The following is a 24,521-nucleotide window of genomic DNA, read 5'->3' on the forward strand; positions in this document are numbered from 1 at the left end:
GGGGAGCAGCTGATGCCACCGGAGATCTTCATCGCCAACGCCTCCGGCACGGTGACCGGCACCGTCTCGGTCGCCGAGACGACGGCGCCGGTGCGTACGGCGGCGGCCGTCGCGCGCGGCAACTGGATGTGGATCGTCTTCTCGGGGATCCTGATCGGCTCGATCCTCTACCTGGAGACGTTCGACAACCAGGAGGTCAACGAGGCCATCAAGAAGTGGAGCGACGCCGCGCGCCTGCTCGGCTCGGAGCAGTTCGGCGCGGCGCTCGCGGCGGTCCCGCCGGACCCGAAGGAGTGGGACTTCGACGACCGGGACGCGTTCGACCTCTTCATGCGCAAGCTGGGGGCGGAGATCAACTCGTTGGCCGAGGCGTTCAACGCCAACAAGGACACCCTCACCTCGGCGCGGGACGCCTACAACGACGCGGTCTCCGGGATGGCCCAGGCGCTCATGCCGATCCTGGTCGCGGTGACCGCCTCGATCGTGTTCCAGTTCTTCCCCGGCACCACCGCGCTGGCCCAGGCGATCGGCATCGCCGGACTGACGGCTGCCTCCGCCATCCTGGTGATGGTCTTCGGGGACATCGGCGCGCTCCTGCACGCCGTGATGGCCGGCTTCAACACCAACAGCCGGTTCGCGTTCGTGTCGGACTCCCGCCCCGGCTGGGCGCCCACGGGATCCGACCCGGACATCAAGGACATCAAGATCGACTGGGTCAAGGATTCCAAGTTCTACCAGTGACGAGAGGGGTCGGGGTGTTCGCGGCGCTCTACTGGCTGTTCATGTACTTCCTGCTGACCATCCCGGTCTTCCTCGGCCTTGCCCTGGCGGCCCGGCTCACGGGCTCGGCGGGGGTCCGGCGAGCCGCTGAAGTGGTGATGCTCACCGGTGGCGTGGCGCTGCTTCCGGTGGTGCTCCAGCGCGCCTTCGAGCGGCCGGTGCTGTGGGCCGTGGTGGTGCTGCTGGCGGTCCTGCTGGTGTTCGGGGTGATGATGCACGTCAAGTCGTACCGCCAGCCGTCCTGAGGCCGGTGCGGATCGAGGTGGTCGTCCGTCCATATCGTACGGTCCGCCCGGGAATGTGTTGTGGATCCTGGCTTGCCGGGAGACGACGATACGGGGACAGGGCTGCGCGGGTTGGACGTCGTCCGCTACGGTTCGGTTGAAGTGTCCGTCGGTGGGGTGTGTACGCCTTGCCGCGGGGGAGGGGCGCGGCGGATCCGCCGCCACGAAGATGACGGAAGGGTGTGAAGCATGGCGTTCGAGGTCAGTGCAGCGACTCTGCACACCGCCGCGAGTGACGTGCGGTCCACGCGCAGCGACGTCGACGGTGAGCTCAAGAAGCTGTGGAATGTCGTCGACGACCTGGCGATGGCCTGGAAGGGCCAGGCGTCCACGGGTTTCCAGAGCCTGATGACGCAGTGGAACGAGGACACGAACAAGCTCTTGACCGCGATGGACAACATCGCCGACCTGCTCGACAAGTCGGGTACGACGCACCAGGTCAACGACGAAGAGCAGCAGCAGATGCTGGACAAGTTCCACGCTGCTCTCAACCCGTGATCCGCGTAGTAGCCAGGTAGAGGAGGAACGATGAGCATCAAGGTCGACTACGCCGTCCTCGAGAGCAGCAACCAGCAGATGCAGGCCATCTCGCGGACCATCGACGAGAAGCTGGACACGCTGCGCTCGATGCTGACCAGGCTCGAGTGGGAGGGCCAGGACCGCGTCGCCTACCAGCAGCACCAGGCCCAGTGGGACGCCGCCGTGCGGGACATCAACAAGGTCCTGAACGACATCGGCCAGGCGGTCGGCATCGCCCGCGAGAACTACATGACCACCGAGATGAGCAACTCCAAGGTCTGGGGCAACTGACCCGACCGGCCCCGCTGCGGCCCCGCTCCGGCTCTGTCCGGGGTCGGGGCCGCAGTGCTTCTCCCGCGCCACCAGCGGCACGCTGACCGCCGCTGGTGCGCGGGGCGGTGTCCGGGGGCCGGGTGGGCGGGTTCAGGCGTCCAGGGCCGCAGGACGGCGTCCAGGGCGCCAGCCGCGCCGGCGGCCGTGGATCAGGATCGGCCGGAGCGCCAGCAGGGCGACGGCCAGCAGCCCGCCGACCGCGGCCACCCAGATCGCCACGGTCCGCTGCCACGCGAGCGGGTCGGCCGGCGGCGCCGGCTTCGGCAGCGCGCCGAGCGGCGGGTCGGTCCGGCTCCCCAGCAGGCTGGTCACCGCCCGGTACGGGTTGACCATCCCGTACCCGACCTCGGCGTTGTGCCCGTCCGGCGGGTTGTCGGCCGTCTGGGTCAGCCGGAAGGCGATCTCCTTCGGGGAAAGGGCCGGGTGGGCGGCGCGGACCAGCGCGGCCACCCCCGAGACGTACGCGGTCGCGAAGCTGGTGCCGCCCTGCGGCTCCGCCCGGTATCCCGACCCCTGTGGCGCCGGGCCGACGATCTTCAGCCCGGGGCCGGCGATGTCCACGTAGTCGCCGGTGACCGAGCTGCCGACGTGCTCGCCCGCGTCGTCGATGCCGGCGACGGCGATGACCCCCGGGTACGCGGCCGGGTAACCCGGCTGGTCCTGCTGGTTCTCCTGCCGGTTACCGGCGGCGGCCACCACGACGACCCCCTTGTCGAGGGCGTAGTCCACGGCGTCCTTCAGCCGGGCGTCGTCCAGCGTCACCAGGGACAGGTTGATCACGTCGGCCTTGTGGTCGACCGCCCACTTGATCGCCCGACCGATCTCGGCCGGGATCGACTCGTCGAAGGTGCGCTGGTTGTCGGCCAGCACCCGGATCGGCAGGATCTTGGCCTCGGGCGCGATCCCGCTGTACGGCACGCCGGTGCCCTCCTTGCCGGCGATGATGCCGGCCACCAGGGTGCCGTGGCCGACGAGGTCGCACTGTCCCTTGAGGTGGACCAGGTTGTTGAAGTCCTCGCCGGGCAGCACCCGGCCGCGCAGCAGGGGGTGGCTGGGGGAGACGCCGGAGTCGATGACCGCCACGGTGACGCCCTGGCCCCGGGTGACCCGCCAGGCCGCCGCCGGGTCGAGCCGCTCCAGCGCCCAGGACGCCTCGGTCGGGGCGGGGCCGCCGGGCGGGCCGCACTTCGGGGCCGCCGAGGCGGGCCCGGGCGCCACCAGGACGGCGCCGAGCAGGGCGGCCGCTCCCGCTCCACAGAGGATGGACCGGATCCGGTGCCCGGTACGGACGCGCACCGTCGTCCCGTCCGGCCGCAAGCTCTCGCGCACGCGCTGAGATTACCGTCGGCGCGCCGGCCGTGCGGTGACGGGAGCCGCCGGGGTCGGTCACGCCTCGGCGGCGCGCCTGTCGGCCGGTTCGGCGGTGAAGAGGGCGAGCAGGGCACCGACCTGCTGGTCGGCCTCCGCCGGGTGCCGGAAGTGGCCGCTCGGGTTGATCGTGTACTCGTTGCGCCGGCCGACCCGGGTGCGCCGCAGGTAGCCGCCGGCCGCCAGGTCGGCGACGATCGCCTGGGCGGCCCGCTCGGTCACCCCCACCTCGTCGGCCACGTCACGCAGCCGCGCGGTGGGGTTGCGCGCGATGGCCAGCAGCACGTGCCCGTGGTTGGTGAGGAAGGTCCAGTTCCGGCCGCTCCCGTTCTCGCCCGCTGTCGTCGCCATGGTGGTCATGGTATGGCCCCGCGCCGGTGTCGACCGGCCCCGGGCGGCGGCGGGCCGCTGGCGGCCGCCCGTCAAGTGACCGGTGACGTATGAAATCCGTATCACGTAAATCTTGACGTGTCTTGGCTCGGGTGTGACCGTGGTGGTCGAGGCCGCCTCTGCCGCCGGCCGGGCTGACCAGGTCGTTTCGCGCGAGGACGAGGTGAGTGCAGTGCTGCCGACCAATCCCGAACAGGCGCTCGCCGAGCTGTTCGCCGGCAACCAGCGGTTCGTCACCGGCGTACCCCGTCATCCCAACCAGGACGCCGAGCACCGCGCCGCCGTCGCCGACGGCCAGCACCCGTTCGCGGTGATCGTGGGCTGCGCCGACTCCCGGCTCGCCGCCGAGATCATCTTCGACCGTGGCCTCGGTGACCTGTTCGTGGTGCGGACCGCCGGCCACACCGTCGGCCCCGAGGTGCTCGGCAGCGTCGAGTACGCGGTCACCGTGCTGGGCACCCCGCTGGTGGTGGTGCTCGGCCACGACTCGTGCGGCGCGGTGCAGGCCGCCCGCGAGGTGGTCGCCACCGGCACGCCCCCCGCCGGCCACCTCGGCGCGTTGGTGGACGCCGTCGTGCCCAGCCTGGCCCGGGCCGCCCGGGAGGGTGTCGAGGACCTCGACGAGATCGTCGACATCCACATCGCGCGGACCGTGGAGGCGCTGCTGGCCCGGTCCGCCGTGCTCGCCGAGCGGGTGGCGGCCGGGCGGTGCGGGGTGGTCGGCATGTCGTACCGGCTCAGCGCGGGCGAGGTGCGGACGGTGGCCGAGGTGCCGGCCGGCAAGCCGAGCGCGACGCTGCCGGGCGCGGCCACGCCCGCGGACCCGGCGCCCACCGCCGTCGCCGGTTGAGCCCTACCTGACGCCGAGGGGCCGCCCCGCGGTCGCGGGACGGCCCCTCGGCGTGGTACTCCGGCTACAGCAGCGACACGTGCACGTGGTCGGTGTGGTTGGAGGGCCCGCTGTAGGACTTCCAACCGGTCGCCGGGAACCAGATCTGCCGGTTCCAGATCACGTAGTAGACGCCCAGCCGGTCGGCGTTGCGGATCAGGAACGCGGCGAGGTTGTTGCCGTACATCCGCATGTCGTTGTTGTGCCAGGGGGAGAAGCCGCTGCGCTGTAGCGACCAGTCGCAGGCCCGGCCCTTGGGGTGCTCCCAGGGACCGCCCGGGCGGTAACAGCCCACGAAGCGGTCGAAGCCGGCCCGCTTGACCTCCTTGTACATGTGCAGCGTGCGCGGGGTGATGTAGCCCGAGGTGGTCGGGTCCTTCACGCTGCGTGACTCGGGCTTCCACCCCCCGTCAGCCGTCCGGCCGGGAGCGATCCGGGCGACCGGGGAGGTGGCCGCGACCAGGCCGGCGGTGAAATCCCGCCCGCCGACCAGCCGCAGGGCCTTCTCCGCCTCGGCCTTCTCGCGCCGCATCGCGTTGGTCTGCTTCTGCTGCTCGCGGATCTCCGCATCGAGCGCGATCTTGGCCTGTTCCGCGCGGTTCTTCGCGGCGTTGACCTCGGCGAGCTTCTGCGCGTTCATCAGGTTCAGCTCGTCGAGGGCGGAGGCCCGCTGGACGAACGAGTCGGGCGCGTTGCTCTCCAGTAGCAGGGCCATCGCGCCGATCCGGCCGGTCCGATAGGACTGCGTGGCGATCTGGCTCACCTGCGGCCGCAGCGCGTCCAGGTCGGCCTGCGCCGCCCGGATCTCGAGGGCCAACTGGAGTTGGCGCTGCTTCGACTTGTCCAGCTTCGCCTTGGCCTGCAGGAAGCCGCGATTGGCGGCATCGATGACCTCGGTGATGAGCGGAGGATCGTTGTCCTCCTCGTGGCCCGATGGGTTGGGGGTGTTGGGTGCGGCCAGCGCCGGGGTGGGCCCGGCGACGATGGCGAACGCGGTGAGCACGGCCACCACAGGTGTCAACCAGCGGCGCAGGGGTGCCGTCAACAGGGTTCCCTTCCGTCGACCGCCGACCGGGTTAGCTGTCGGGTTCGGGACGGAAGTGGCCCCTACCGCTCGCGCGGATTCACCCCAGGTACCTGGTTCCCCGGTTCGCCACAGGGCGATTGGGCGGTGGTACCGCTGGCGCCGGTGCGCGCCTTCGGCGGTTACCGGCAGCGAGGTTACCCGAGAGCCCGGTCGGGGATCTACGTCCGGAAGCCGACCAATCGCACGTTTTCGTCGTCGCCCTGCGTGACCAGCGTCGCGTTCGCGCCGGCCGGTCACGCTGCGGAGTATCACCATGCGGCTTCCGTGCTCCTCTCCGGTCCGGATCGTCCGGCGGCCGCACCGCCGAGGGCCTCCAGCGCGTCGTGCCGCTCGGCCGGCGGCCGGGACGACGGCGGGCGGGCTCCGGCGTCCGTCGCGACGCCGGCCCGTCCGGCGGTCCGGACCACCGCCGCCAGACCGGTGGTCAGCGGTACGGCGGCGATCAGGCCGAGCGTGGCCACCGCGCTCCGGACGATCTCCTGCGCCATGAACTCGCTGGTGAGGATCTCGCCCACCGGTCGCGAGTCGGCGACCAGCAGGAGTAGCAGCGGCAGCGACGCGCCCGCGTACGCCAGCACGATGGTGTTGACGGTGGAGGCGATGTGCGCGCGGCCCACCCGGGTGGCCGCCCGGTAGAGCTGCATCCGGGACAGCCCCGGGTTCGCGTTCGCCAGCTCGGTGACCGTGGCCGCCTGGGTGACGGTGACGTCGTCCAGCACGCCCAGCGAGCCGATGATGATGCCGGCCAGGAGCAACCCGTGCAGGTCGACGTTCTGCTGGAACATCGACAGCGTGGTGGCGTCCTCGCTGCCGTAGCCGGTCAGGTGGGTGGCCGCGGTGGCCAGGGTGCCGAGGACGCCGGTCAGCACCAGGCTGCCCAGGGTGCCGAGCACCGCCACCGAGGTTTCGGCGGTGATCCCGTGGGTCAGGTAGAGCACCACGAACATGATCAGCGCGGCGCCGACGATCGCCACCAGCAGCGGCGGCTGGCCGGCGCCGATCCCGGGCAGCACGAAGCCGAGCAGCACGGCGAAGCTCGCCACCAGGCCGCCCAGCGCGGCCAGTCCGCGCCAGCGCCCGAACGCCACGATGGCGACGGCGAACAGCACGGCCAGCCAGACCAGCGGCGTGCCGCGCTGGTGCTCGGCGATGTTGTAGGTCTTGATCGTCGGATCGGCCGGGTCCATCAGCTCGACGAGGATGATCTTGTCGCCGACCTCGACCCGGGGTGCCCCGGGACCGGACGGGAGGGGTGCCTCGACCTGCCGGCCGGCGTCCGGGCCCTGTTCGGCGGCGACCGTCGCGGTTCCGCACGGCCCCGTGGGCTGGCCGGTGCCGCCCTCCGGCGTCGGCGGGCACGGCTCGGTCACCACCCGGGTCACCGTGCCGTGGTAACGCGGCAGGTCCGGGCCACCCGTCGGCTCCCGGCTGTCCCGCGGCCACAGCACCAGCGCGGCGACCACGGTCACCAGGAACAGCGGCACCACCGTCGCGACGAGGATCCGTCGCACCCCGGGCGGGGCGGGCGGAGCGGGACGGGTGTGGTCGGCGCCCATGGCGTGTCTCCCAACGAGTCACAGCGCGATACGTGTCACCGGGCTGGTCGGTTCACCGGGCCGGCGCTGGCGCCGACGGGGAGTGCAGGCCGGTCGCCGCCGGGAATGGTAGCCAGGCCCGGGGGCGGGACGCAGGCGATGAGCGACCTCCAGTGGTTCCTGCCGGCCCGGCCCGCCGCACCCACTAGCGTGGTTCTCGTGCGTACGGCGCCAGCGGTGACGACCGGACCGTGGGTCCGGCTCCTGCTGCTGCTCTGCACCCTGGTCGGGCTGACCGCCATGCACACTCTCGGCCACGGCACGCACGCCCCCGGCGGCCCGGGGGACCACGCGGCGGCCGACCACGCCGCCCCGCCGGCCGCGGCGGCCGGCCACGGCGCCCCGCCGGCTGCGGTGGCCGGTCCCGTCACTCTGCCGGCCGCGGTGGCCGGCATGGCCGGCGACTGCCCGGGTGACGGCTGCGGCCCGGCCCGGATGCTCCAGCTGACGGACGCCCAGGCCCGGCTGCTCCCGCTGGGTGATCCCGGCGGCGACCGGCCCGGCTGGAGCATCTGCCTGGCCGTGCTCGGCGCGTTCGCCGTCACGCTGCTGGTCGCCCTGCTGCTGCGGGCCGGGTCCCGGACCTACGGGCCGGCCGCCAGGGTGGCCCTCCGGGCCGCCCCAGGACCGCGCGCCCCGCCGCCCCGACCGTATGGGCTGCGCCTCGCGACGGTGTCGGTGCTGCGCAGATAGGACGCCCCGGCGCGGGTGGACCGGAAGACCGGTCACCCGCGTCCGCCGTCCGCTGCGTACGTTTCGACACCGAAAGGTCGTTCCATGTCCACTCGTACCCTCGCGCGTCGGGCCGCCCTGGCCGGCGCGACCGTAGCCGCCGCGCTCGCCCTCACCGGCTGTGGCGGTGGCGACCACCCGACCGCCGGCACCGGCCACGACACGCCCGCCACGGGATCGCCCTCCCCCGGGGCCTCCTTCGGCGACGCGGACGTGACGTTCGCCCAGATGATGATCCCGCACCACCGGCAGGCCGTGGCGATGGCCGAGCTGGCCGACGACCGGGCCGCCGACTCCGAGGTGCGGAGGTTGGCCGGGCAGATCAAGGCGGCCCAGGCGCCGGAGATCGCCAGCATGACCGACTGGCTTACCGCGTGGGGCCGGCCGGTGCCGCCGGCCAGTGCCGGCCACGGCATGCCGGGGATGGACCACGGCATGCCCGGGATGATGTCCGACGCCGACCTGGCGACGCTGAAGGCGTCGTCCGGGGCCGACTTCGACCGGCAGTTCCTGACCATGATGATCGCCCACCACGAGGGCGCGCTCACGATGGCGCAGGCGGAGCTGACCGGGGGCGCCAACCCCGAGGCCAGGGCGCTCGCCCAGCGGATCGTCGACGCCCAGCGGGCCGAGATCGACAGCATGCGGAAGCTGCTCGACGGGCGCTGACGCACAGCCGTTGGGGGCCGGACGCGCCGTCCGGCCCCCAACGGGCCTGGTCAGCCGCGCTTCATCAGCCGGCCGACGGCGGCCATCATCTCGGTGGCCATCTCGTCGGCGCGGCCCTCGGCCGCACCCTCGTGCATGCAGTGCCGCGCGTGCCCGTCGAGCAGGCCGAGGCCGACCTTGTCCAGGGCGGCCTGGATGGCGGAGATCTGGGTCAGCACGTCGATGCAGTAGCGGTCGTCCTCGACCATCTTCTCGATGCCGCGGACCTGGCCCTCGATACGGCGGAGCCGCGCGAGCAGCTGGTCCTTGCTGGCGGTGTAGCCCCGGGTCGGGGTCGTCGGTGCGGTCATGGCATCCAGGATAGCGTACCCCTCGGGGGTATGGTACGGTCCTCTCCGTTGGCTGATACCCCCACCGGGTAGCGGTAACAGAAGAGCGGCAGCGGTCTCTCTACCAATTACCCCCAGGGGGTATAGGGTGGGGGCGGCGAGAGGGGAGTTGCGATGGTCACCACCACGTACCAGGTGCAGGGCATGACCTGCGGGCACTGCGTCAACTCGGTCAGCACCGAGGTGAGCGCCATCCCGGGCGTCACGGACGTCCAGGTCGACCTGGCCTCCGGCCAGGTCACCGTCACCAGTGAGAGCCCGTTGGCCACGGACGCCGTCCGCGCCGCCGTGGACGAGGCCGGCTACGACCTCGTCGGGGCGTGACGGGTCCGCGGACCCGAAGGAACCGAGGTATCCCATGAACACGACGACGAAGCTGAGCGGCTTCGCCCTCGGCCTCGCGGCGGTGTTCGGCGCGGCGTACGGGGTCGGTCACCTGGCCGGCCCCGTCGACCCGCCCGCCGCGACCCCGCACGACACCACCGACGGCGATCACGGTGACGGAGGTCACGGCGACGCCGGCCCCGCGGCGGCCGCCACCGATCACCTGCCCGGCGGGCTGCTCGTCTCCGACCGCGGCTACACGCTGCAGCCGGTGAGCGCCCCGGCCGGCGAGTTCGCCTTCCGGATCACCGGCCCCGACGGCCGGCCGGTCACCCGCTACGACGTGGCGCACGACAAGCGCATGCACCTGATCGTCGCCCGGCGTGACCTCTCCGGGTTCCGGCACGTCCACCCCGAGCTGGCCGCCGACGGCACCTGGCGGGTCGCCTCGCCGCTCGCCGGCGCCGGCACCTGGCGGGCGTTCGCCGACTTCACCCCGACCGGCGGCATGCCGCTGACGCTCGGGGTCGACGTCACGGTCCCCGGCACGCTGGCCGACCGGCCGCTGCCGGCGCCCGCCACCAGCACCACCGTCGACGGCTACACCGTCACCCTCGGCGGCACCCCGCAGCCGGGCCGCACCAGCCAGCTCACCCTGACCGTGAGCCGGGACGGCCGGCCGGTCACCGACCTCCAGCCCTACCTCGGGGCGTACGGGCACCTGGTGGCGCTGCGGCAGGGCGACCTGGCCTACCTGCACGTGCACCCGGAAGGCGCGCCCGGTGACGGGCGGACCCCGGCCGGGCCGGCGGTCACCTTCTCCGCCGAGGTGCCCTCGGCCGGGACGTACCGCCTCTACCTGGACTTCCGGCACGGCGACGCGGTGCACACCGCGGAGTTCACCGTCGTGGCCGGCGACCCGGGCACGCCGGCGACGGGCGCGCCGGCCCCGACCACCACACCGACCCCGGAGGCCGACCACGGCACCCCGGGTCACGGGCACAATTGACCGGAGGTGCCGCGATGACATCGACCGCCAAGAGCGCGGGCTCTTCGTCCCTGCGGGTCGCGCCGAACCAGATCGAACTCGCGATCGGCGGCATGACCTGCGCCTCCTGCGCAGCCCGCATCGAGAAGAAGCTCAACCGGATGGACGGCGTCGAGGCCACGGTCAACTACGCCACCGAGAAGGCCACCGTCCGGTACGCCGACGACGTGACGCCGGACGACCTGATCGCCACGGTGGAGAAGACCGGCTACACGGCAGCCGTACCGCCCCCGCCGGCCCAGGCCCGGGCCGAGGCGACCGCCGAGCCGGTGGACGAGCTGCGCGGGCTGCGTACCCGGCTGTGGGTCTCGGTCGCGCTGGCCGTGCCGGTGATCCTGCTCGCCATGGTGCCCGCCTGGCAGTTCACCTACTGGCAGTGGCTGTCGTTGACCCTGGCCGCCCCGGTCGTGGTCTACGGCGGGCTGCCGTTCCACCGGGCCGCCTGGATCAACCTGCGGCACGGCGCGGCGACCATGGACACCCTGGTGTCGCTCGGCACCCTCGCCGCGTTCGGCTGGTCGCTCTGGGCGCTCTTCCTGGGTGACGCCGGGATGCCCGGGATGGTGCACCCGTTCCGCTTCGACATCACCCGCGGCGACGGCGCCGGCAACATCTACCTGGAGGCGGCAGCCGGGGTCACCGCCTTCATCCTCGCCGGCCGTTACTTCGAGGCCCGGTCCAAGCGGACCGCCGGCGCCGCCCTGCGCGCCCTGCTCGAGCTGGGCGCCAAGGACGTCGCGGTGCTTCGCGGCGACCGGGAGACCCGGATCCCGGTGGATCAGCTCGTGGTCGGGGACCGGTTCGTGGTCCGGCCCGGCGAGAAGATCGCCACCGACGGCATGGTCGAGGAGGGCACCTCGGCCGTCGACGCCAGCATGCTCACCGGCGAGTCGGTCCCGGTCGAGGTCGGGCCCGGCGCCACCGTCGTCGGCGCCACCGTCAACGCCGGCGGCCGGCTGGTCGTGCGGGCCACCCGGATCGGCGGAGACACCCAGCTCGCCCAGATGGCCAAGCTGGTCGAGGCGGCGCAGACCGGCAAGGCGGCCGTGCAGCGGCTCGCCGACCGGATCTCCGGGATCTTCGTGCCGATCGTGATCGCCCTGGCCGCCGGCACGCTGGGCTGGTGGTTCGGCACCGGGGCGGGGACGACGGCGGCGTTCACCGCCGCGGTGGCCGTCCTGATCATCGCCTGCCCGTGCGCCCTCGGCCTGGCCACCCCGACCGCGCTGCTGGTCGGCACCGGGCGGGGTGCCCAACTCGGCATCCTGATCAAGGGCCCCGAGGTGCTGGAGTCGACCCGCCAGGTCGACACGGTGGTGCTGGACAAGACCGGCACGGTGACCACCGGCAGGATGACCCTGGTCGACGTGCTCCCGGCCGCCGGTCAGGACGCCGACGAGCTGCTCCAGTTGGCCGGTGCGCTGGAGGCCGCCTCCGAGCACCCGATCGCCCGGGCGATCGCCGACGGTGCCGCGGGGGCCGGCCCGGTGCCCCCGGTCACCGGCTTCGCCAACGCGGAAGGGCTCGGCGTTGCCGGCTCGGTCGACGGCCGGGACGTGGTCGTCGGGCGGCTCCGGCTGCTGCGGGAGCGGGGTCTGGACGTACCCGAGGAGGTCGTGCGGGCGGCGACCGAGGCGGAGGCCGCCGGCCGGACGGCGGTCCTGGCCGGCTGGGACGGCCGGGCCCGTGGCGTGCTGGCGGTGGCCGACGTGGTGAAGCCGACCAGCGCGGTGGCCATCGCCCGGCTGCGCGAACTCGGGCTCACCCCGGTACTGCTCACCGGCGACAACACCACCGTCGCGAAGGCGGTGGCCGCCGAGGTCGGCATCGACCAGGTGATCGCCGAGGTGCTGCCGGCCGACAAGGTCGAGGTGGTGCAGCGCCTCCAGGCCGAGGGGCGGACGGTCGCGATGGTGGGGGACGGCATCAACGACGCCGCCGCCCTGGCCCAGGCCGACCTCGGGCTGGCCATGGGCACCGGCACCGACGTGGCGATCGAGGCGTCCGACCTGACCCTGGTCCGGGGTGACCTGATGGCGGCCGTGGACGCCATCCGGCTCTCCCGGCGGACCCTCGGCATCATCAAGGGCAACCTGTTCTGGGCCTTCGCCTACAACGTGGCGGCTCTGCCGCTGGCCGCCGCCGGCCTGCTCAACCCGATGATCGCCGGTGCCGCGATGGCCTTCTCGTCGGTCTTCGTGGTGGCGAACAGCCTCCGGCTGCGGCGCTTCCGGCCGGTCGGCTGACCTCCGCGCCCGCCGCCGGTCCCGGTCCGCCCGGGGCCGGCGGCCGGCGCCTCGCTCACCGGCATCTCGCCGGCCCGGCGAGCCGCGGGCGGACGGCGTCGGGCGGTCGCGCCGGATCCTTGGCACACTCGATCCGTCGCCGCTCGATCTGGCCGGGGCGCGGGCGGCGGCCCAGGACGGAGCCCCGGTTGACCACGCGCCGTCACCGACGGCCGACCACCGTACGGGGAGAACCATGTCGGGTACCGCCGCCATCCGTGCCGCCGCCCTGGTGACCATGACGGCCCTCGCCACGGCCTGCCAGCCGTCCTCGGAGGGGGACACCGGGGCGTCGACGGGCAACTGGGCGGGCCCGCCGACCGCCTCCGCCACCGCACCGGCCCCGACCGCCACCGCGTCGCCGTCGCCGGTGACCGCGGCCAACACCGCCGCGGTCTGTGCCGAGGTCGACAAGCTCATCATCGCCAAGAGCAAGGAGATCGCCGCCGACTCCGCCGCGGCCACCCGCCGGGACCTCACCCCCGAGCAGATCAACGACCAGGTCAAGGCGAATCTGGCCGACCTGGCCGACGACGTACGCCGGCAGGCCGCCCGGGCGCAGGACCCGGAGATCAAGGCGCTCGTGACCGACGCCGCGCGGCGGATCGACGTCGGGGCGAAGTCGTCCGCGCCGGTCACGTGGCTGAGCGCCAGCTTCGTCGAGATCCCGCAGCGGCTGGCCCGGGAGTGCCGCGCCTGACCGGTGTGCTGGGCCGGGGGCGGCTGTTCCGATCAGCGCTCCACGGCCAGGCGCGCGGCGCGTACCTCCAGGTAGCGCTGCTCGGGCAGACTGGTCGTCGCGCGCGCGGCGGCCAGATAAGCCGCCCGCGCCTCGTCCCGGTCGCCGGCCATTTCCAGCAGGTGGGCGCGGACCGCGGCGAGCCGGTGGTGCCCGGCCGTGCGGTCGTCCGAGTCCAGCGGGGCCAGCAGGGCGAGCCCGGCCCGGGGACCGTCCACCATGGCCACCGCGGCGGCCTGGTTGAGGGTGACCATCGGGTTCGGCGCGATCCGGGCGAGTACCCGGTAGAGCACGACGATCTGCGGCCAGTCCGTCTCCGCCGCCGACGGCGCCTCGGCGTGCACCGCCGCGATCGCCGCCTGCACCTGGTACGGACCCGGTGGCGACCAGGTCAGCGCCTCGGTCACCAGGGCGATGCCCTCCTCGATCTCGCTCCGGTCCCAGCGGGAGCGGTCCTGCTCGGCCAGCGGCACCAGTTCCCCGCCCGGGCCGGTCCGGGCGGCCCGGTGTGCGTCGGTGAGCAGCATCAGCGCGAGCAGCCCGGTGACCTCGCCGTCGTCCGGGAGCAGCCGGTGCAAGTCCCGGGCCAGCCGGATCGCCTCGCCGGTCAGCTCCGCCCGGTGCAGTTCGCCGCCGCTGGAGGCGGTGTACCCCTCATTGAAGACCAGGTAGAGCACGTGCAGCACGGCCCGCAACCGCTCGTCGCGGTCGGCGGCCGAGGGCAGCGCGAAGCGGGCACCGGCCGCCTCGATCCGCTGCTTGGCCCGGCGGATCCGCTGGCTCATCGTGGCCTCCGGCACCAGGTACGCCCGGGCGATCTCGGCCGTGCTCAGCCCGCCCACCGCCCGTAGCGTGAGTGCCACCTGGGCGGAGCCGGTGAGCGCCGGATGGCAGCAGAGAAAGAGCAGCTTCAGCGTGTCGTCCGCACTCGGCGGCTCCTCGTCGGCGGCCGGCGCGACCGCCGCGTACGCCGGCTCGCGGACCGCCACCGCGACCTCGCGGTCCCGGCGAGCCCGCTCGCTGCGCCACTCGTCCGTGAGCCGACGGGTCGCCACGGTGACCAGCCACGAGCGGGGGTGGTCCGGCACGCCCTGCTCCGGCCACTGCGTGGCGGCGGCGAGCAGCGCCTCCTGCACGGCGTCCTCGCAGGCGTAGAACTGGCCGTGCCGGCGCACGAGCACGCCGAGGACCTGCGGCGCGAGGGTGCGCAGCAGGTCCTCGACGACGGGGGACGTCACATCTCCGTCCCGGCCTGGTCCATCACCGCACGAACCTCCAGCACCCCGAATCCGCGCCGCACGTCCGGCCAGTTCGCGGCGATCTCGGCGGCCCGCTCCGGGGTCTCGCAGTCGACCATCAGGTAGCCGGCGAACTGTTCCTTGCTCTCCACGAACGGCCCGTCGGTGATCTCGACGCCGGCGGCGCCGGTCCGGACCGTACGGGTCTGCGACGGGTGGGCCAGGGCCTCCCCGCCGACCAGTTCACCGGACTCGGTCAGCCGCTTCATGATGTCGTCGACCTCGCCGAAGATCGCGTTCCGATCCGCCTCGGACAGCTCCTCGACGAAGCCGGGCCGGTTCCAGATCAGCAGCATGTACTTCACGGTCCACTCCTCGGGTTAGGGCCACCGGCGGTGGCGCCTCTCGCAGACGGGTCGGAGCCGGGACGTCCGATCCGACATCTTCCCCGAAAAAATCAGCGGCCCCGCCGTACCGCCCGGCGTGCCGGGGTGCCGACCTCCAGCGAGGCCCGGTCGGCGGCCGAGGTGCCCGAGGTCCAGCCCTCGGCGTCGCGTACCTGGAGCCGGTGCCGGGTGACGCCGGGAAAGAGCTGGTCGACGCGCTCCTGGACGGCGTCCGAGCGGGCGGCGAGCACCGGGAGCAGCCGGTCCCCGCCGCGCTCCCCGGCCGCCTCCCGGTCCGCCGCCGCGGTGACCGCCCGCAGCCGCTCCCCGATCCGCAGCGCGAACGCGTTGAGGAAGGACTCGTCGTAGCCCTTGGTGCGCCGGCCGCGGCCCGCGCGGCGCTCGCCCCGGCCGCGCAGCATCGCCGCGGTGGCCTGCACCAGCAGCGAGGTGTGCAGCAGCTCGACCGCCGCCAGGTCGGCCGGGAAGCCGAGCACGGTGGCGAAGCCGAGGTCGTCGGACCACACCGACTCGCACCGGTTCGCCGCCGCCACCTCCTGGATCAGCAGCGCCTTCGCCGCCGCGTATGGGGCCTCGGTGCCGAGCCGGACGCCGCTGGGCTGGTCCGGCCGCTCGGCGGTCGCGTCGAGCAGGGCGGCGTCGATGCTGTGCCGGGCCATCAGCTCCTGCGCCTTCCCGGTGAGCGCCTCCGCCTCGGCCGGGAAGGAGGTCGACTCGGCCTTGGCCAGCAGGGCGCGTACCCGGTCCAGCATCCGCGAGCCGGTGGCCGGCGTGGTGGTCCGCGAGGTGGCGGCCGGACCGCCCGGTGGCGGGCGGAGCACCGCGACCGGCGGCAGCGCCTCGACCAGCCCGACCGCGTCGACCGCGTCCCGCAGCGCGGTGATCCGGTCGCCGCCGGCTCGGCGGTCCAGCCAGCCGGCGTCACCGTCCCAGCGCGCGTCCAGCTCGGCGAGCTGGTCGTCGAACCACTGCGGGACCGGGCCTGGCTGCTCCCGCCGTTGGGCGGCCAGCACGCCCCGGAGCAGTTGCGCGCCCCGGGGTGCCAGCCGCCGGGCCGCGATGCGGTCCAGGTCGACCGGCTGCCAGCCCCGCGGCCAGAGCCGCCCGACGCCCCGGGCCAGCCGGGCGAGCAGCACCGCGTCCACCGCCGGGCCGTCGCCGACCACCAGCCGGTCGAGGGCGCGTTCAGCCGCCCGTACGTCGGTGCCGCGCGCCGCCGCGAGGGCGTCGGCGAGCAGCTGCTCGGCGTCCGGCACGCTGGGCCCTCCTCTTCTCGGGGTCGCCCGGCGGGCGCGTCGTGATCCACTCGGGGTGCGGCAGTTCGGGCCGCCACCGCAGCTGGGACAGCGCGGCGTGCCGCAACTCGCCGGCGGTGCGGTGGGCCGCGCGCCCGAGGAGGAACGGTACCGGCGGACCCGGTGCCGCCGCCCGTGAGTGCCCTCACCTCGGGCCGTCAACCGTCCGGTCCTGGCGTCCGTGGTCCCGCCCCCGACCGGAGCGATGCGACGGACGGAGATCGACGCGGGTGCTCAGCGGGGAAACGAGGCCCAGATGTTCTTGGTGTCCCCGGTCGCGTACCACCCGACGGCGAGGGATACCGACTGGGCCAGCAGCAGCCCGCGACCGCCCGAGTCGAGCGGGCTGGTGTCGCTCAGGTCGGGGCTCGTGCTGAGGTCGTGGTCGGCCACGTCGAGGATGAAACAGTCGTCGGCGGCGAGCAGGGTGACGATGGTCGGCGGTATGCCGTGCCGCAGAGCGTTGGTTGCCAGTTCGGTGGCGACCAGCACCACGAGGTGCGGGATCTCGTCGAGATCCTCACCTTGGGTGAGGCCGTGCCGGGTCAGCGCGTCGCGCAGCGAGGCCCGCAGGTCGCGCAGCTCGGTCGGGGTGCCGAGGCTCCACCGCTCCAGTTCGGTGGCCCGTGGCGGCGGCGGCGACGTGCGCAGCTGTCCCATGATCCTGCCTTACCCTGGTGGCCGCCCGCTAAGCCGCCCGAGCCGGTCCGGCCGCCGAACGGCGGCGGAACGTCGTCCCGGGCCGGCTCCCCGCGCGGGGGAACCGACCCGGGTGCGATCACCGCGGGAGCAGGGCGAAGACTCCCCAACCCAGGTACTCCCGCTGGTAGCGGACGTACCGCAGGGGGTCCTCGGTCAGTTCCCGGCGCAGTTCCCCGGCCAGTTCGTCGTCCGGGTTGGCGTCCAGCCAGCGGCGCAGGTTGAGCCAGTGCGCCGCCGCGTACCGGTCCCAGCTGTCCTGGTCGGCGAGGACCATCTCGACCAGGTCCCAGCCGCACTCGCCGAAGAGCCGGACCAGCCCAGGCAGGTCCTGGAACTCGTCCCGGGACCGGGCGTGGGAGCCGGCCACGGCCTCCTCGTCCGGCGGGTCGAGCCGCCAGTACGGCTCCCCGACCAGCGCCATCCCGCCGGGGCGCAGGCTGCGCCGGAGAATCTCCAGGGTGCCGGGCACCCCGTCGCCGATCCAGGTGGCGCCGACGCAGGCAGCCAGGTCGACCGGCTCCGCCGCGACGTACGTCGCGGCCTCGCCGTGCACGAACCGGACCCGGTCGGCGACGCCCAGCTCGGCGGCGCGCTCCCGGGCGGCTGCGGTGAAGGCGGTGCTGATGTCCACGCCGGTGCCGGTCACCGCGTGGTCGCGGGCCCAGGTGCAGAGCAGCTCGCCCTTGCCGCTGCACAGATCCAGGATCGACGTGCCGGGTGCGAGCTTGATCGCCCGGCCCAGGGTGGCGAGTTTGCCGGCGTCGAACGGGTTGAGAATCCGGAGGTCGCCCTCGCGGATGGTGAAGCTACGTGGCAGATCCAATGTCGTCACTCCAGAAGGTGGGTGCGTGGGTCAGGTCGATTCGCTTGATCGCGCTCAGCACGGGCACCAAAACACCCTCTTCGAGAAGTCGGAGTGACGTCGCGGCGACGCTAACCCTCATCCCGCCGACCGCCAACCGAAATATCCCGGTGGGGCGCCCACACCGCCGCCGGCCCGGAGGTGTCGGCCGTGCGGATATCTGCTGTGGTCAATGTCACGTTAGCGTTCCGGCATGCCGGCCGTCCCGCCGGCGCTCCGACGGGAGAACGCCATGAAGACACCGTGGAAAGTCGCTACCACGCTCGCCGCGGCCCTGCTCCTGATCCTGCCCGGGGGCACCGCCGCCCGGGCCGCGGGCACCCCGTACACCAAGACCCCGGTCGCCGGCTCGCTCCGCAGCTATCCGGTCTCCGCCGTGTACGTCGCCGGGGTCTCCTCCGGCGGGTACCTGGCCACCCAGCTCCAGGTCGCGTACTCGGCGCGGATCCGGGGCGCGGCCGTCTTCGCCGCCGGCCCGTACTACTGCGCCCAGAACAACGTGGCCCAGGCGCTCTACGGCTGCGGCGACAACATCTACCCGACGTACGTGTCCACCCTGGAGGGCTACACCCGCACCTGGGCGTCGTACGGCTGGATCGACGGGACCGGCAACCTCTCCGGCCAGCCGGTGTACGTCTACCACGGCGGCAACGACAACACCGTGAAGAAGTCCGTCACCGACGACCTGGTCCGCTACTACCAGGACTTCGGCGCCAGCGTCCGCTACGACAGCGGCAGCGCCGCGGGCCACGCCTGGGTCACCCCGTACGGCACGGTCGGCTGCACGGCGACCGCCTCGCCGTTCCTCAACGACTGCGGCACCGACCCGGAGGGCAGCTTCCTCGGCAAGCTGCTCGGCGCGGTGTCCGCCCCGAACACCGGGCCGCTCGGCGGCACGCTCATCCGCTTCAGCCAGGACACCTTCGCGACCAACGGCTGGGCCAACGGGCTGAGCATGGACGCCAACGGCTTCGCGTACGTGCCGAGCGCCTGCGCCGCCGGCCAGACCTGCCGGCTGCTGGTCGCCCTGCACGGCTGTGCCCAGGGGTACGCCAAGATCGGCACCGCCTTCGTCGACCGGGCGAACCTCAACCAGTACGCCGACACCAACCGGCTGATCGTGCTCTACCCGCAGGCCATCGCGACCGGAGCCAATCCGAACGGCTGCTGGGACTGGTGGGGCTACCTCGGCGCCACCAACTACCCGATCAAGGGCGGCTACCAGGTCGAAACGATCATGAACATGGTCCGCCGCCTCGACGGCTGACGGATTCACGGTCCGGAGACCACCCACCGCCTCCGCCACCTGTGGTGGCTGCCGCAGGTGGCGCTGGCGCTGGCGATGTTCGGTGCCAGCGCGGCGAAGCTGGCCGCCGAGGTGGCGACCGCCCGCTGGCGGCGCGCCGGCCGGTTTCCGGGCCGGCCGGAGGCGTGAAACGGCGCTGATCCCCGCCGCTGCGGATGTTCGTGCCGCCCGGCCTGGCCGAGTGATCGAGTTCACCGCCGGGACGGGCGCCGTGAAAAGCGTGTCAAGAAACCGCGGGCCGCCGTCACGGTCCCGTTATGGCCCCTGTCGGTTCGCTGGCCGGGGCGTTGTGATTGCCCGGCGCGGCCGGGAGTCGACCGCGGGGGACGTCCGTAAGAGGAGTCAGCCGTGTCTGACCTGGTGTTCGTGCTGATCACGGTGGGGCTGTTCGCAGCGCTCGCCCTCGTCGTGCGAGGGGTGGAGAAGCTGTGAGCGCGGTGAACGCCGTCGGTCTGGTGCTGGCGATCGGCCTGGGCGCGTTCATGGTCGTCGCCCTGCTGTTCCCGGAACGCTTCTGATGACCATGACAACAGCCGGCATCGTCTTCCTGCTGTCCCTGGTGGCGGCGCTCGTCGCGGTCCACAAGCCGTTCGGCGACTACCTGTACCGGGTGGTCTCCGGCACCCGGCAGTCGCGTGTCGAGCGGGTGGTCTACCGCCTGGTCGGGGTGAACCCCGCCGCCGAGCAGACCTGGGCCGTGTACGCCCGCAGCGTGCTGGCCTTCTCGGCCGTGTCGATCCTGTTCCTGTACGGGTTCCAGCGCCTGCAGAACCACCTTTGGCTCTCGCTGGGCTTCGATCCGGTGGTCCCGCACGGCGCCTGGAACACCGCGGTCTCCTTCGCGACCAACACGAACTGGCAGTGGTACTCGGGTGAGTCGACCATGGGCCACCTGGTGCAGATGGCCGGCCTGGCCGTGCAGAACTTCGTCTCCGCCTCGGTCGGCATTGCCGTGGCGATCGCCCTGGTCCGCGGTTTCGCCCGCAGCCGGTCCGGCGAACTGGGCAACTTCTGGGTCGACCTGACCCGGATCACGCTGCGGGTCCTGCTGCCGATCGCCGTGCTCGGCGCGCTGGCGCTGATGGTCGGCGGGGTGGTGCAGAACCTGTCCGGCGGCACCGACGTCACCACGCTGACCGGCGGCAGCCAGACGATCACCGGCGGGCCGGTGGCCAGCCAGGAAGTGATCAAACTGCTGGGCACCAACGGTGGCGGCTTCTACAACACGAACAGCGCCCACCCGTTCGAGAACCCGACGACCTGGACGAACTGGCTGGAGATCTTCCTGATCCTGGTCATCCCGTTCAGCCTGCCCCGGGTCTTCGGCCGGATGGTCGGGCAGCACCGCCAGGGCTACGCGATCGCCGCGGTCATGGCGATCCTGGCGCTGGCCAGCGTCGCCCTGACCAACGTCTTCGAGTTGGCCGGGCACGGCACCGTGCCGCAGGCGGTCGCCGCCGCCATCGAGGGCAAGGACGTCCGGTTCGGCGTGTTGGACTCGGCGACCTTCGCCGCCGCCACCACGCTCACCTCGACCGGCGCGGTGAACTCGTTCCACGACTCGTACACCGCCCTCGGCGGGATGATGCCGATGATCAACATGATGCTCGGCGAGGTGGCCCCGGGCGGGGTCGGCTCCGGCCTCTACGGCCTGCTGATCCTCGCCATGGTCACCGTGTTCGTGGCCGGACTGATGGTGGGCCGCACCCCGGAGTACCTGGGCAAGAAGATCGGCTCCCGCGAGATCAAGCTCGCCTCGCTGTACTTCCTGATCACTCCGGCCCTGGTGCTGATCGGTACCGCGGCCGCCTTCGCCACGGGCAACAACTCGACCGCGTTGAACGTCGGCCCGCACGGCCTCTCCGAGGTGCTCTACGCGTTCACCTCGGCGAGCAACAACAACGGCTCCGCGTTCGCCGGCATCACCGTGAACACGCCCTGGTGGAACACCGCGCTCGGGCTGTGCATGCTGCTCGGCCGGTTCCTGCCGATCATCTTCGTGCTCGCGCTGGCCGGTTCGCTGGCGCGCCAGAAACCCACCCCCGCCTCCGAGGGCACCCTGCCGACCCACCGACCCCTCTTCGTCGGGATGGTCGTCGGCGTCACGGTGATCCTCGTGGCGCTGACCTTCCTGCCCGCGCTCGCGCTCGGCCCCCTCGCAGAGGGGCTGTGACCATCATGAGGAACGAGGACATGCCCGTCACGCCCGTGACACACGGCGCCGGCGAGCAGCCGGTCGCCGGCACCCCGGCCACCCAGGGCAACCGGGTCGGCGGGGGCCTGCTGGACCCGAGGCAGCTGATCCGGTCCCTGCCGGACGCGCTGCGCAAGCTGGACCCGCGCACCCTGTGGCGCAACCCGGTGATGCTGATCGTCGAGATCGGCGCGGTCTTCACCACCGTGCTGGCCGTCGCCGGCCCATCGGTGTTCGCCTGGGCCATCACGGCCTGGCTCTGGCTCACCGTGATCTTCGCCAACCTGGCCGAGGCGGTGGCTGAGGGCCGCGGCAAGGCCCAGGCCGCGACGCTGCGGCAGGCGAAGAAGGACACCATGGCCACCCGGCTGATCGGCTGGACCCCGGGCGCCCCGGCCAACCGGTACCGGGACGAGGCGGTGCCCGCGCCGGAGTTGAAGCAGGGCGACATCGTGCTGGTCGAGGCGGGCCAGGTCATCCCGGGTGACGGCGACGTGGTCGAGGGCATCGCCAGCGTCGACGAGTCCGCCATCACCGGCGAGTCGGCGCCCGTCATCCGCGAGTCCGGCGGCGACCGCAGCGCGGTCACCGGCGGCACCAGGGTGCTCTCCGACCGGATCGTCGTCAAGATCACCCAAAAGCCGGGCGAGAGCTTCATCGACCGGATGATCGCCCTGGTCGAGGGTGCCAACCGGCAGAAGACCCCGAACGAGATCGCGCTGAACATCCTGCTCGCCGCGCTCACGATCATCTTCCTGCTGGCCGTGGTGACGCTCCAGCCGCTGGCGATCTTCGCCAAGGGCTTCCAGGCGGCCGCCCCCGACACCGGTGCGATCACCGACGCCGGGGTCACCGGGGTGGTCCTGGTGTCCCTGCTGGTCTGCCTGATCCCGACCACCATCGGGGCGCTGCTCTCGGCCATCGGCATCGCCGGCATGGACCGCCTGATCCAGCGCAACGTCCTGGCCATGAGCGGCCGGGCCGTCGAGGCGGCCGGCGACGTGAACACCCTGCTGCTCGACAAGACCGGCACCATCACCCTCGGCAACCGGCAGGCGGACGAGTTCCTCCCGGTCACGGGCGTGACCGTGGGCGAGGTTGCCGACGCGGCGCAGCTGTCCAGCCTCGCCGACGAGACGCCCGAGGGCCGCTCGATCGTGGTGCTCGCGAAGAACGAGTTCGGGCTGCGTGAGCGTGAGCCGGGCCTGATGCCGCACGCCACCTTCGTGCCGTTCACGGCGCAGACCCGGATGAGCGGCGTCGACCTCACCCCCGACAGCACCGCCGAGGGCGGTGCCAGCGCGCCGGCCCGGCGGATCCGCAAGGGCGCCGCCGCAGCGGTGATGAAGTGGGTCCGGGAGAACGGCGGCCACCCCACCGAGCAGGTGGGGCAGCTCGTCGACGAGATCAGCGGGATCGGTGGCACGCCGCTCGTCGTCGCCGAGCACGTCGAGGGCGAACCGGCCCGGGCGCTCGGCGTCATCCACCTGAAGGACATCGTCAAGACGGGGATGCGCGAGCGCTTCGACGAGATGCGCCGGATGGGCATCCGCACCGTCATGATCACCGGCGACAACCCGCGTACCGCCAAGGCCATCGCGGACGAGGCCGGGGTGGACGACTTTCTCGCCGAGGCCACTCCGGAGGACAAGCTCGCCCTGATCAAGAAGGAGCAGGAGGGCGGCCGGCTGGTCGCGATGACCGGCGACGGCACCAACGACGCGCCCGCCCTCGCCCAGGCCGACGTCGGCGTGGCCATGAACACCGGCACGTCGGCCGCCAAGGAGGCCGGCAACATGGTCGACCTCGACTCCGACCCGACCAAACTGATCGAGATCGTGGAGATCGGGAAGCAGTTGCTGATCACCCGAGGGTCACTGACCACCTTCAGCCTCGCCAACGACGTGGCGAAGTACTTCGCGATCATCCCGGCCATCTTCGCCGGCATCTACCCGAGCCTGGCCGCGCTGAACATCATGCGGCTGGCCAGCCCGGAGTCGGCGATCCTGTCCGCGGTCATCTTCAACGCGATCGTCATCGTCGCGCTGATCCCGCTGGCCCTGCGCGGCGTGCGCTACCGGCCGGCCAGCGCGTCGAAGCTGCTGAGCCGCAACCTGCTGGTGTACGGCCTGGGCGGCATCCTCGTGCCGTTCCTCGGCATCAAGCTCATCGACCTGCTCATCCAGTTCGTCCCGGGGATCTCGTGATGCGCCTCCCTACCTGGCTCGCTCAACACCTGGCCGCGCTGCGCGCGCTGCTCGTGTTCACCGTCCTGCTCGGCCTCGCGTACCCGCTGGCCATGGTCGCCGTCGGCCGGATCCCCGGACTCGACGGCAAGGCCGACGGCTCGCTGGTGAGCGTGAACGGCACGACCGTGGGCAGCTCGCTCATCGGGCAGTCGTTCACCGACCGGGACGGCAACCCCGTCCCGCGCTACTTCCAGTCCCGGCCGTCGGCGGCCGGCTACGATCCCACCGCCACCGCTGCCAGCAACCTGGGCCCGGAGAGCGTGGTCGACACCATCGCCAGCACCCCCGACGACTCGAAGCAGAGCCTGCTCACCCAGGTCTGCGCCCGGAGCAGGGCCATCGGCCAGTTCGACGGCGTCGACGGGCGGCGGCCCTACTGCACCCCGGACGGCGTGGGCGCGGTGCTGGCGGTGTTCCGCACCGACGGGCTGACCGGCCGGATCACCCGAGTGGTCAGCGTCAACCAGGTCGCCCCGGCCACCCCTTTCCTCCGTAGCTACCAGGGGGTGCCGGTGGAGCTGGCCCAGCCCGGCCACGACTACGTCGCCGGGGGCGGGGTGGTCACCCCGATCCGGGGTGACGCTCCCGCCGAGCCGGCGGTGCCGGCCGACGCGGTCACCGCCAGCGCCAGTGGCCTCGACCCGCACATCAGCCCGGCGTACGCGGAGATCCAGGTGGCCCGCGTGGCGCGCGCGCGGGACGCGGACCCGGCCGCCGTCCGCCGCCTGGTGTCTGCGCACACCACCGGCCGGGCGCTCGGCTTCATGGGCGAGCCCGCGGTCAACGTGCTCGAGCTCAACCTCGCGCTCGACCGAGAGTTCCCCGTCCGCTGACAGG

Annotated in this window: 26 protein-coding genes and 1 riboswitch; of the genes, 16 read left to right on the forward strand and 10 right to left on the reverse strand. The window is 72.8% G+C overall.

Annotated features, from left to right (window positions below; translation table 11 throughout):
* Positions 1-12 precede the first annotated feature (12 nt).
* The 4 genes from ACGF4F_RS07515 to ACGF4F_RS07530 all read left to right on the forward strand — a co-directional run bounded on the left by ACGF4F_RS07515 (position 13) and on the right by ACGF4F_RS07530 (position 1,874).
* Complete coding sequence (locus tag ACGF4F_RS07515) at positions 13-741, forward strand: hypothetical protein (protein ID WP_393075711.1); 729 nt, start codon at positions 13-15, stop codon at positions 739-741.
* Entirely contained in the window at positions 738-1,025 is a 288-nt protein-coding gene (locus tag ACGF4F_RS07520; protein WP_357442249.1) for a hypothetical protein, read from the forward strand. Before ACGF4F_RS07515 ends, ACGF4F_RS07520 begins: the two co-directional genes overlap by 4 nt.
* Before the next feature lie 228 nt (positions 1,026-1,253).
* Positions 1,254-1,562, forward strand: coding sequence for a WXG100 family type VII secretion target (locus ACGF4F_RS07525; protein WP_357442251.1), 309 nt, complete (start codon positions 1,254-1,256; stop codon positions 1,560-1,562).
* A gap of 30 nt (positions 1,563-1,592) precedes the next feature.
* A complete protein-coding gene (locus ACGF4F_RS07530) occupies positions 1,593-1,874 on the forward strand; it encodes a WXG100 family type VII secretion target (protein WP_073839147.1) in 282 nt (93 codons plus the stop codon).
* A gap of 132 nt (positions 1,875-2,006) precedes the next feature.
* On the opposite strand, the gene mycP is transcribed toward ACGF4F_RS07530, so the two are convergent.
* Complete coding sequence (gene mycP / locus ACGF4F_RS07535; protein WP_357442254.1) at positions 2,007-3,245, reverse strand: type VII secretion-associated serine protease mycosin; 1,239 nt, start codon at positions 3,243-3,245, stop codon at positions 2,007-2,009.
* A 57-nt stretch (positions 3,246-3,302) separates the two neighbouring features.
* The gene (locus ACGF4F_RS07540; RefSeq protein ID WP_357442256.1) at positions 3,303-3,644 is read right to left on the reverse strand and encodes a helix-turn-helix domain-containing protein; all 342 of its coding nucleotides are present in this window, start codon (positions 3,642-3,644) and stop codon (positions 3,303-3,305) included.
* 202 nt (positions 3,645-3,846) lie between these two features.
* Here ACGF4F_RS07540 and ACGF4F_RS07545 point away from each other — a divergent pair, with 202 nt between their 5' ends.
* Positions 3,847-4,524: a carbonic anhydrase gene (locus tag ACGF4F_RS07545; protein WP_357442310.1), complete on the forward strand. Its 678-nt coding sequence runs from the start codon at positions 3,847-3,849 to the stop codon at positions 4,522-4,524.
* Positions 4,525-4,588: 64 nt separating this feature from the next.
* Here the strand turns inward: ACGF4F_RS07545 and ACGF4F_RS07550 are convergent, their stop codons facing one another.
* Positions 4,589-5,608 carry a hypothetical protein gene (locus ACGF4F_RS07550; protein ID WP_357442258.1) on the reverse strand — a complete coding sequence of 340 codons (1,020 nt, stop codon included), beginning with the start codon at positions 5,606-5,608 and terminating at the stop codon, positions 4,589-4,591.
* 5 nt (positions 5,609-5,613) lie between these two features.
* Positions 5,614-5,744, reverse strand: a riboswitch (cyclic di-AMP (ydaO/yuaA leader).
* Positions 5,745-5,898: 154 nt separating this feature from the next.
* Entirely contained in the window at positions 5,899-7,206 is a 1,308-nt protein-coding gene (locus tag ACGF4F_RS07555; protein ID WP_357442260.1) for a YibE/F family protein, read from the reverse strand.
* 198 nt (positions 7,207-7,404) lie between these two features.
* Between ACGF4F_RS07555 and ACGF4F_RS07560 the strand changes: the two genes are divergently transcribed.
* Positions 7,405-7,938, forward strand: coding sequence for a hypothetical protein (locus tag ACGF4F_RS07560; protein WP_357442262.1), 534 nt, complete (start codon positions 7,405-7,407; stop codon positions 7,936-7,938).
* 84 nt (positions 7,939-8,022) lie between these two features.
* Positions 8,023-8,646 (forward strand): DUF305 domain-containing protein, encoded by a 624-nt coding sequence (locus tag ACGF4F_RS07565; protein ID WP_357442264.1) that lies wholly within the window; start codon positions 8,023-8,025, stop codon positions 8,644-8,646.
* Between the two features lie 50 nt (positions 8,647-8,696).
* Here ACGF4F_RS07565 and ACGF4F_RS07570 read toward each other — a convergent pair whose 3' ends face one another.
* Positions 8,697-8,996 (reverse strand): metal-sensitive transcriptional regulator, encoded by a 300-nt coding sequence (locus ACGF4F_RS07570; protein ID WP_046568942.1) that lies wholly within the window; start codon positions 8,994-8,996, stop codon positions 8,697-8,699.
* A gap of 153 nt (positions 8,997-9,149) precedes the next feature.
* Between ACGF4F_RS07570 and ACGF4F_RS07575 the strand changes: the two genes are divergently transcribed.
* From ACGF4F_RS07575 to ACGF4F_RS07590, 4 genes are all read left to right on the forward strand, one after another.
* Positions 9,150-9,359, forward strand: coding sequence for a heavy-metal-associated domain-containing protein (locus ACGF4F_RS07575; protein ID WP_073839153.1), 210 nt, complete (start codon positions 9,150-9,152; stop codon positions 9,357-9,359).
* 34 nt (positions 9,360-9,393) lie between these two features.
* Positions 9,394-10,368: a hypothetical protein gene (locus ACGF4F_RS07580; protein ID WP_357442266.1), complete on the forward strand. Its 975-nt coding sequence runs from the start codon at positions 9,394-9,396 to the stop codon at positions 10,366-10,368.
* 14 nt (positions 10,369-10,382) lie between these two features.
* Positions 10,383-12,653 (forward strand): heavy metal translocating P-type ATPase, encoded by a 2,271-nt coding sequence (locus ACGF4F_RS07585; protein WP_357442268.1) that lies wholly within the window; start codon positions 10,383-10,385, stop codon positions 12,651-12,653.
* Between the two features lie 235 nt (positions 12,654-12,888).
* Positions 12,889-13,392: a hypothetical protein gene (locus ACGF4F_RS07590; RefSeq protein ID WP_357442270.1), complete on the forward strand. Its 504-nt coding sequence runs from the start codon at positions 12,889-12,891 to the stop codon at positions 13,390-13,392.
* A gap of 32 nt (positions 13,393-13,424) precedes the next feature.
* On the opposite strand, the gene ACGF4F_RS07595 is transcribed toward ACGF4F_RS07590, so the two are convergent.
* The 5 genes from ACGF4F_RS07595 to ACGF4F_RS07615 form a co-directional block, all read right to left on the reverse strand.
* Positions 13,425-14,669 (reverse strand): sigma-70 family RNA polymerase sigma factor, encoded by a 1,245-nt coding sequence (locus ACGF4F_RS07595; RefSeq protein ID WP_357442272.1) that lies wholly within the window; start codon positions 14,667-14,669, stop codon positions 13,425-13,427.
* A complete protein-coding gene (locus tag ACGF4F_RS07600) occupies positions 14,666-15,025 on the reverse strand; it encodes a YciI family protein (RefSeq protein ID WP_357442312.1) in 360 nt (119 codons plus the stop codon). The genes ACGF4F_RS07595 and ACGF4F_RS07600 overlap by 4 nt, the downstream gene beginning before the upstream one ends.
* A 101-nt stretch (positions 15,026-15,126) precedes the next feature.
* Positions 15,127-16,332 (reverse strand): DUF2786 domain-containing protein, encoded by a 1,206-nt coding sequence (locus ACGF4F_RS07605; RefSeq protein ID WP_357442274.1) that lies wholly within the window; start codon positions 16,330-16,332, stop codon positions 15,127-15,129.
* A 273-nt stretch (positions 16,333-16,605) separates the two neighbouring features.
* The gene (locus tag ACGF4F_RS07610; RefSeq protein ID WP_357442276.1) at positions 16,606-17,031 is read right to left on the reverse strand and encodes an ATP-binding protein; all 426 of its coding nucleotides are present in this window, start codon (positions 17,029-17,031) and stop codon (positions 16,606-16,608) included.
* A gap of 118 nt (positions 17,032-17,149) precedes the next feature.
* A complete protein-coding gene (locus ACGF4F_RS07615; RefSeq protein WP_357442278.1) occupies positions 17,150-17,905 on the reverse strand; it encodes a methyltransferase domain-containing protein in 756 nt (251 codons plus the stop codon).
* A 223-nt stretch (positions 17,906-18,128) separates the two neighbouring features.
* Between ACGF4F_RS07615 and ACGF4F_RS07620 the strand changes: the two genes are divergently transcribed.
* From ACGF4F_RS07620 to ACGF4F_RS07640, 5 genes are all read left to right on the forward strand, one after another.
* Positions 18,129-19,202, forward strand: coding sequence for a poly(3-hydroxybutyrate) depolymerase (locus ACGF4F_RS07620; protein WP_393075722.1), 1,074 nt, complete (start codon positions 18,129-18,131; stop codon positions 19,200-19,202).
* Between the two features lie 467 nt (positions 19,203-19,669).
* Entirely contained in the window at positions 19,670-19,759 is a 90-nt protein-coding gene (gene kdpF / locus ACGF4F_RS07625) for a K(+)-transporting ATPase subunit F (RefSeq protein WP_357442282.1), read from the forward strand.
* A complete protein-coding gene (gene kdpA / locus ACGF4F_RS07630) occupies positions 19,759-21,414 on the forward strand; it encodes a potassium-transporting ATPase subunit KdpA (protein ID WP_357442284.1) in 1,656 nt (551 codons plus the stop codon). Before kdpF ends, kdpA begins: the two co-directional genes overlap by 1 nt.
* Before the next feature lie 20 nt (positions 21,415-21,434).
* Positions 21,435-23,642 carry a potassium-transporting ATPase subunit KdpB gene (kdpB, locus tag ACGF4F_RS07635; protein WP_357442286.1) on the forward strand — a complete coding sequence of 736 codons (2,208 nt, stop codon included), beginning with the start codon at positions 21,435-21,437 and terminating at the stop codon, positions 23,640-23,642.
* Entirely contained in the window at positions 23,642-24,517 is an 876-nt protein-coding gene (locus ACGF4F_RS07640; RefSeq protein WP_357442288.1) for a potassium-transporting ATPase subunit C, read from the forward strand. The genes kdpB and ACGF4F_RS07640 overlap by 1 nt, the downstream gene beginning before the upstream one ends.
* The last annotated feature ends 4 nt before the right edge of the window (positions 24,518-24,521 follow it).

Source organism: Micromonospora sp. NPDC047740 (genome assembly GCF_043204735.1).
Taxonomy (GTDB): domain Bacteria; phylum Actinomycetota; class Actinomycetes; order Mycobacteriales; family Micromonosporaceae; genus Micromonospora.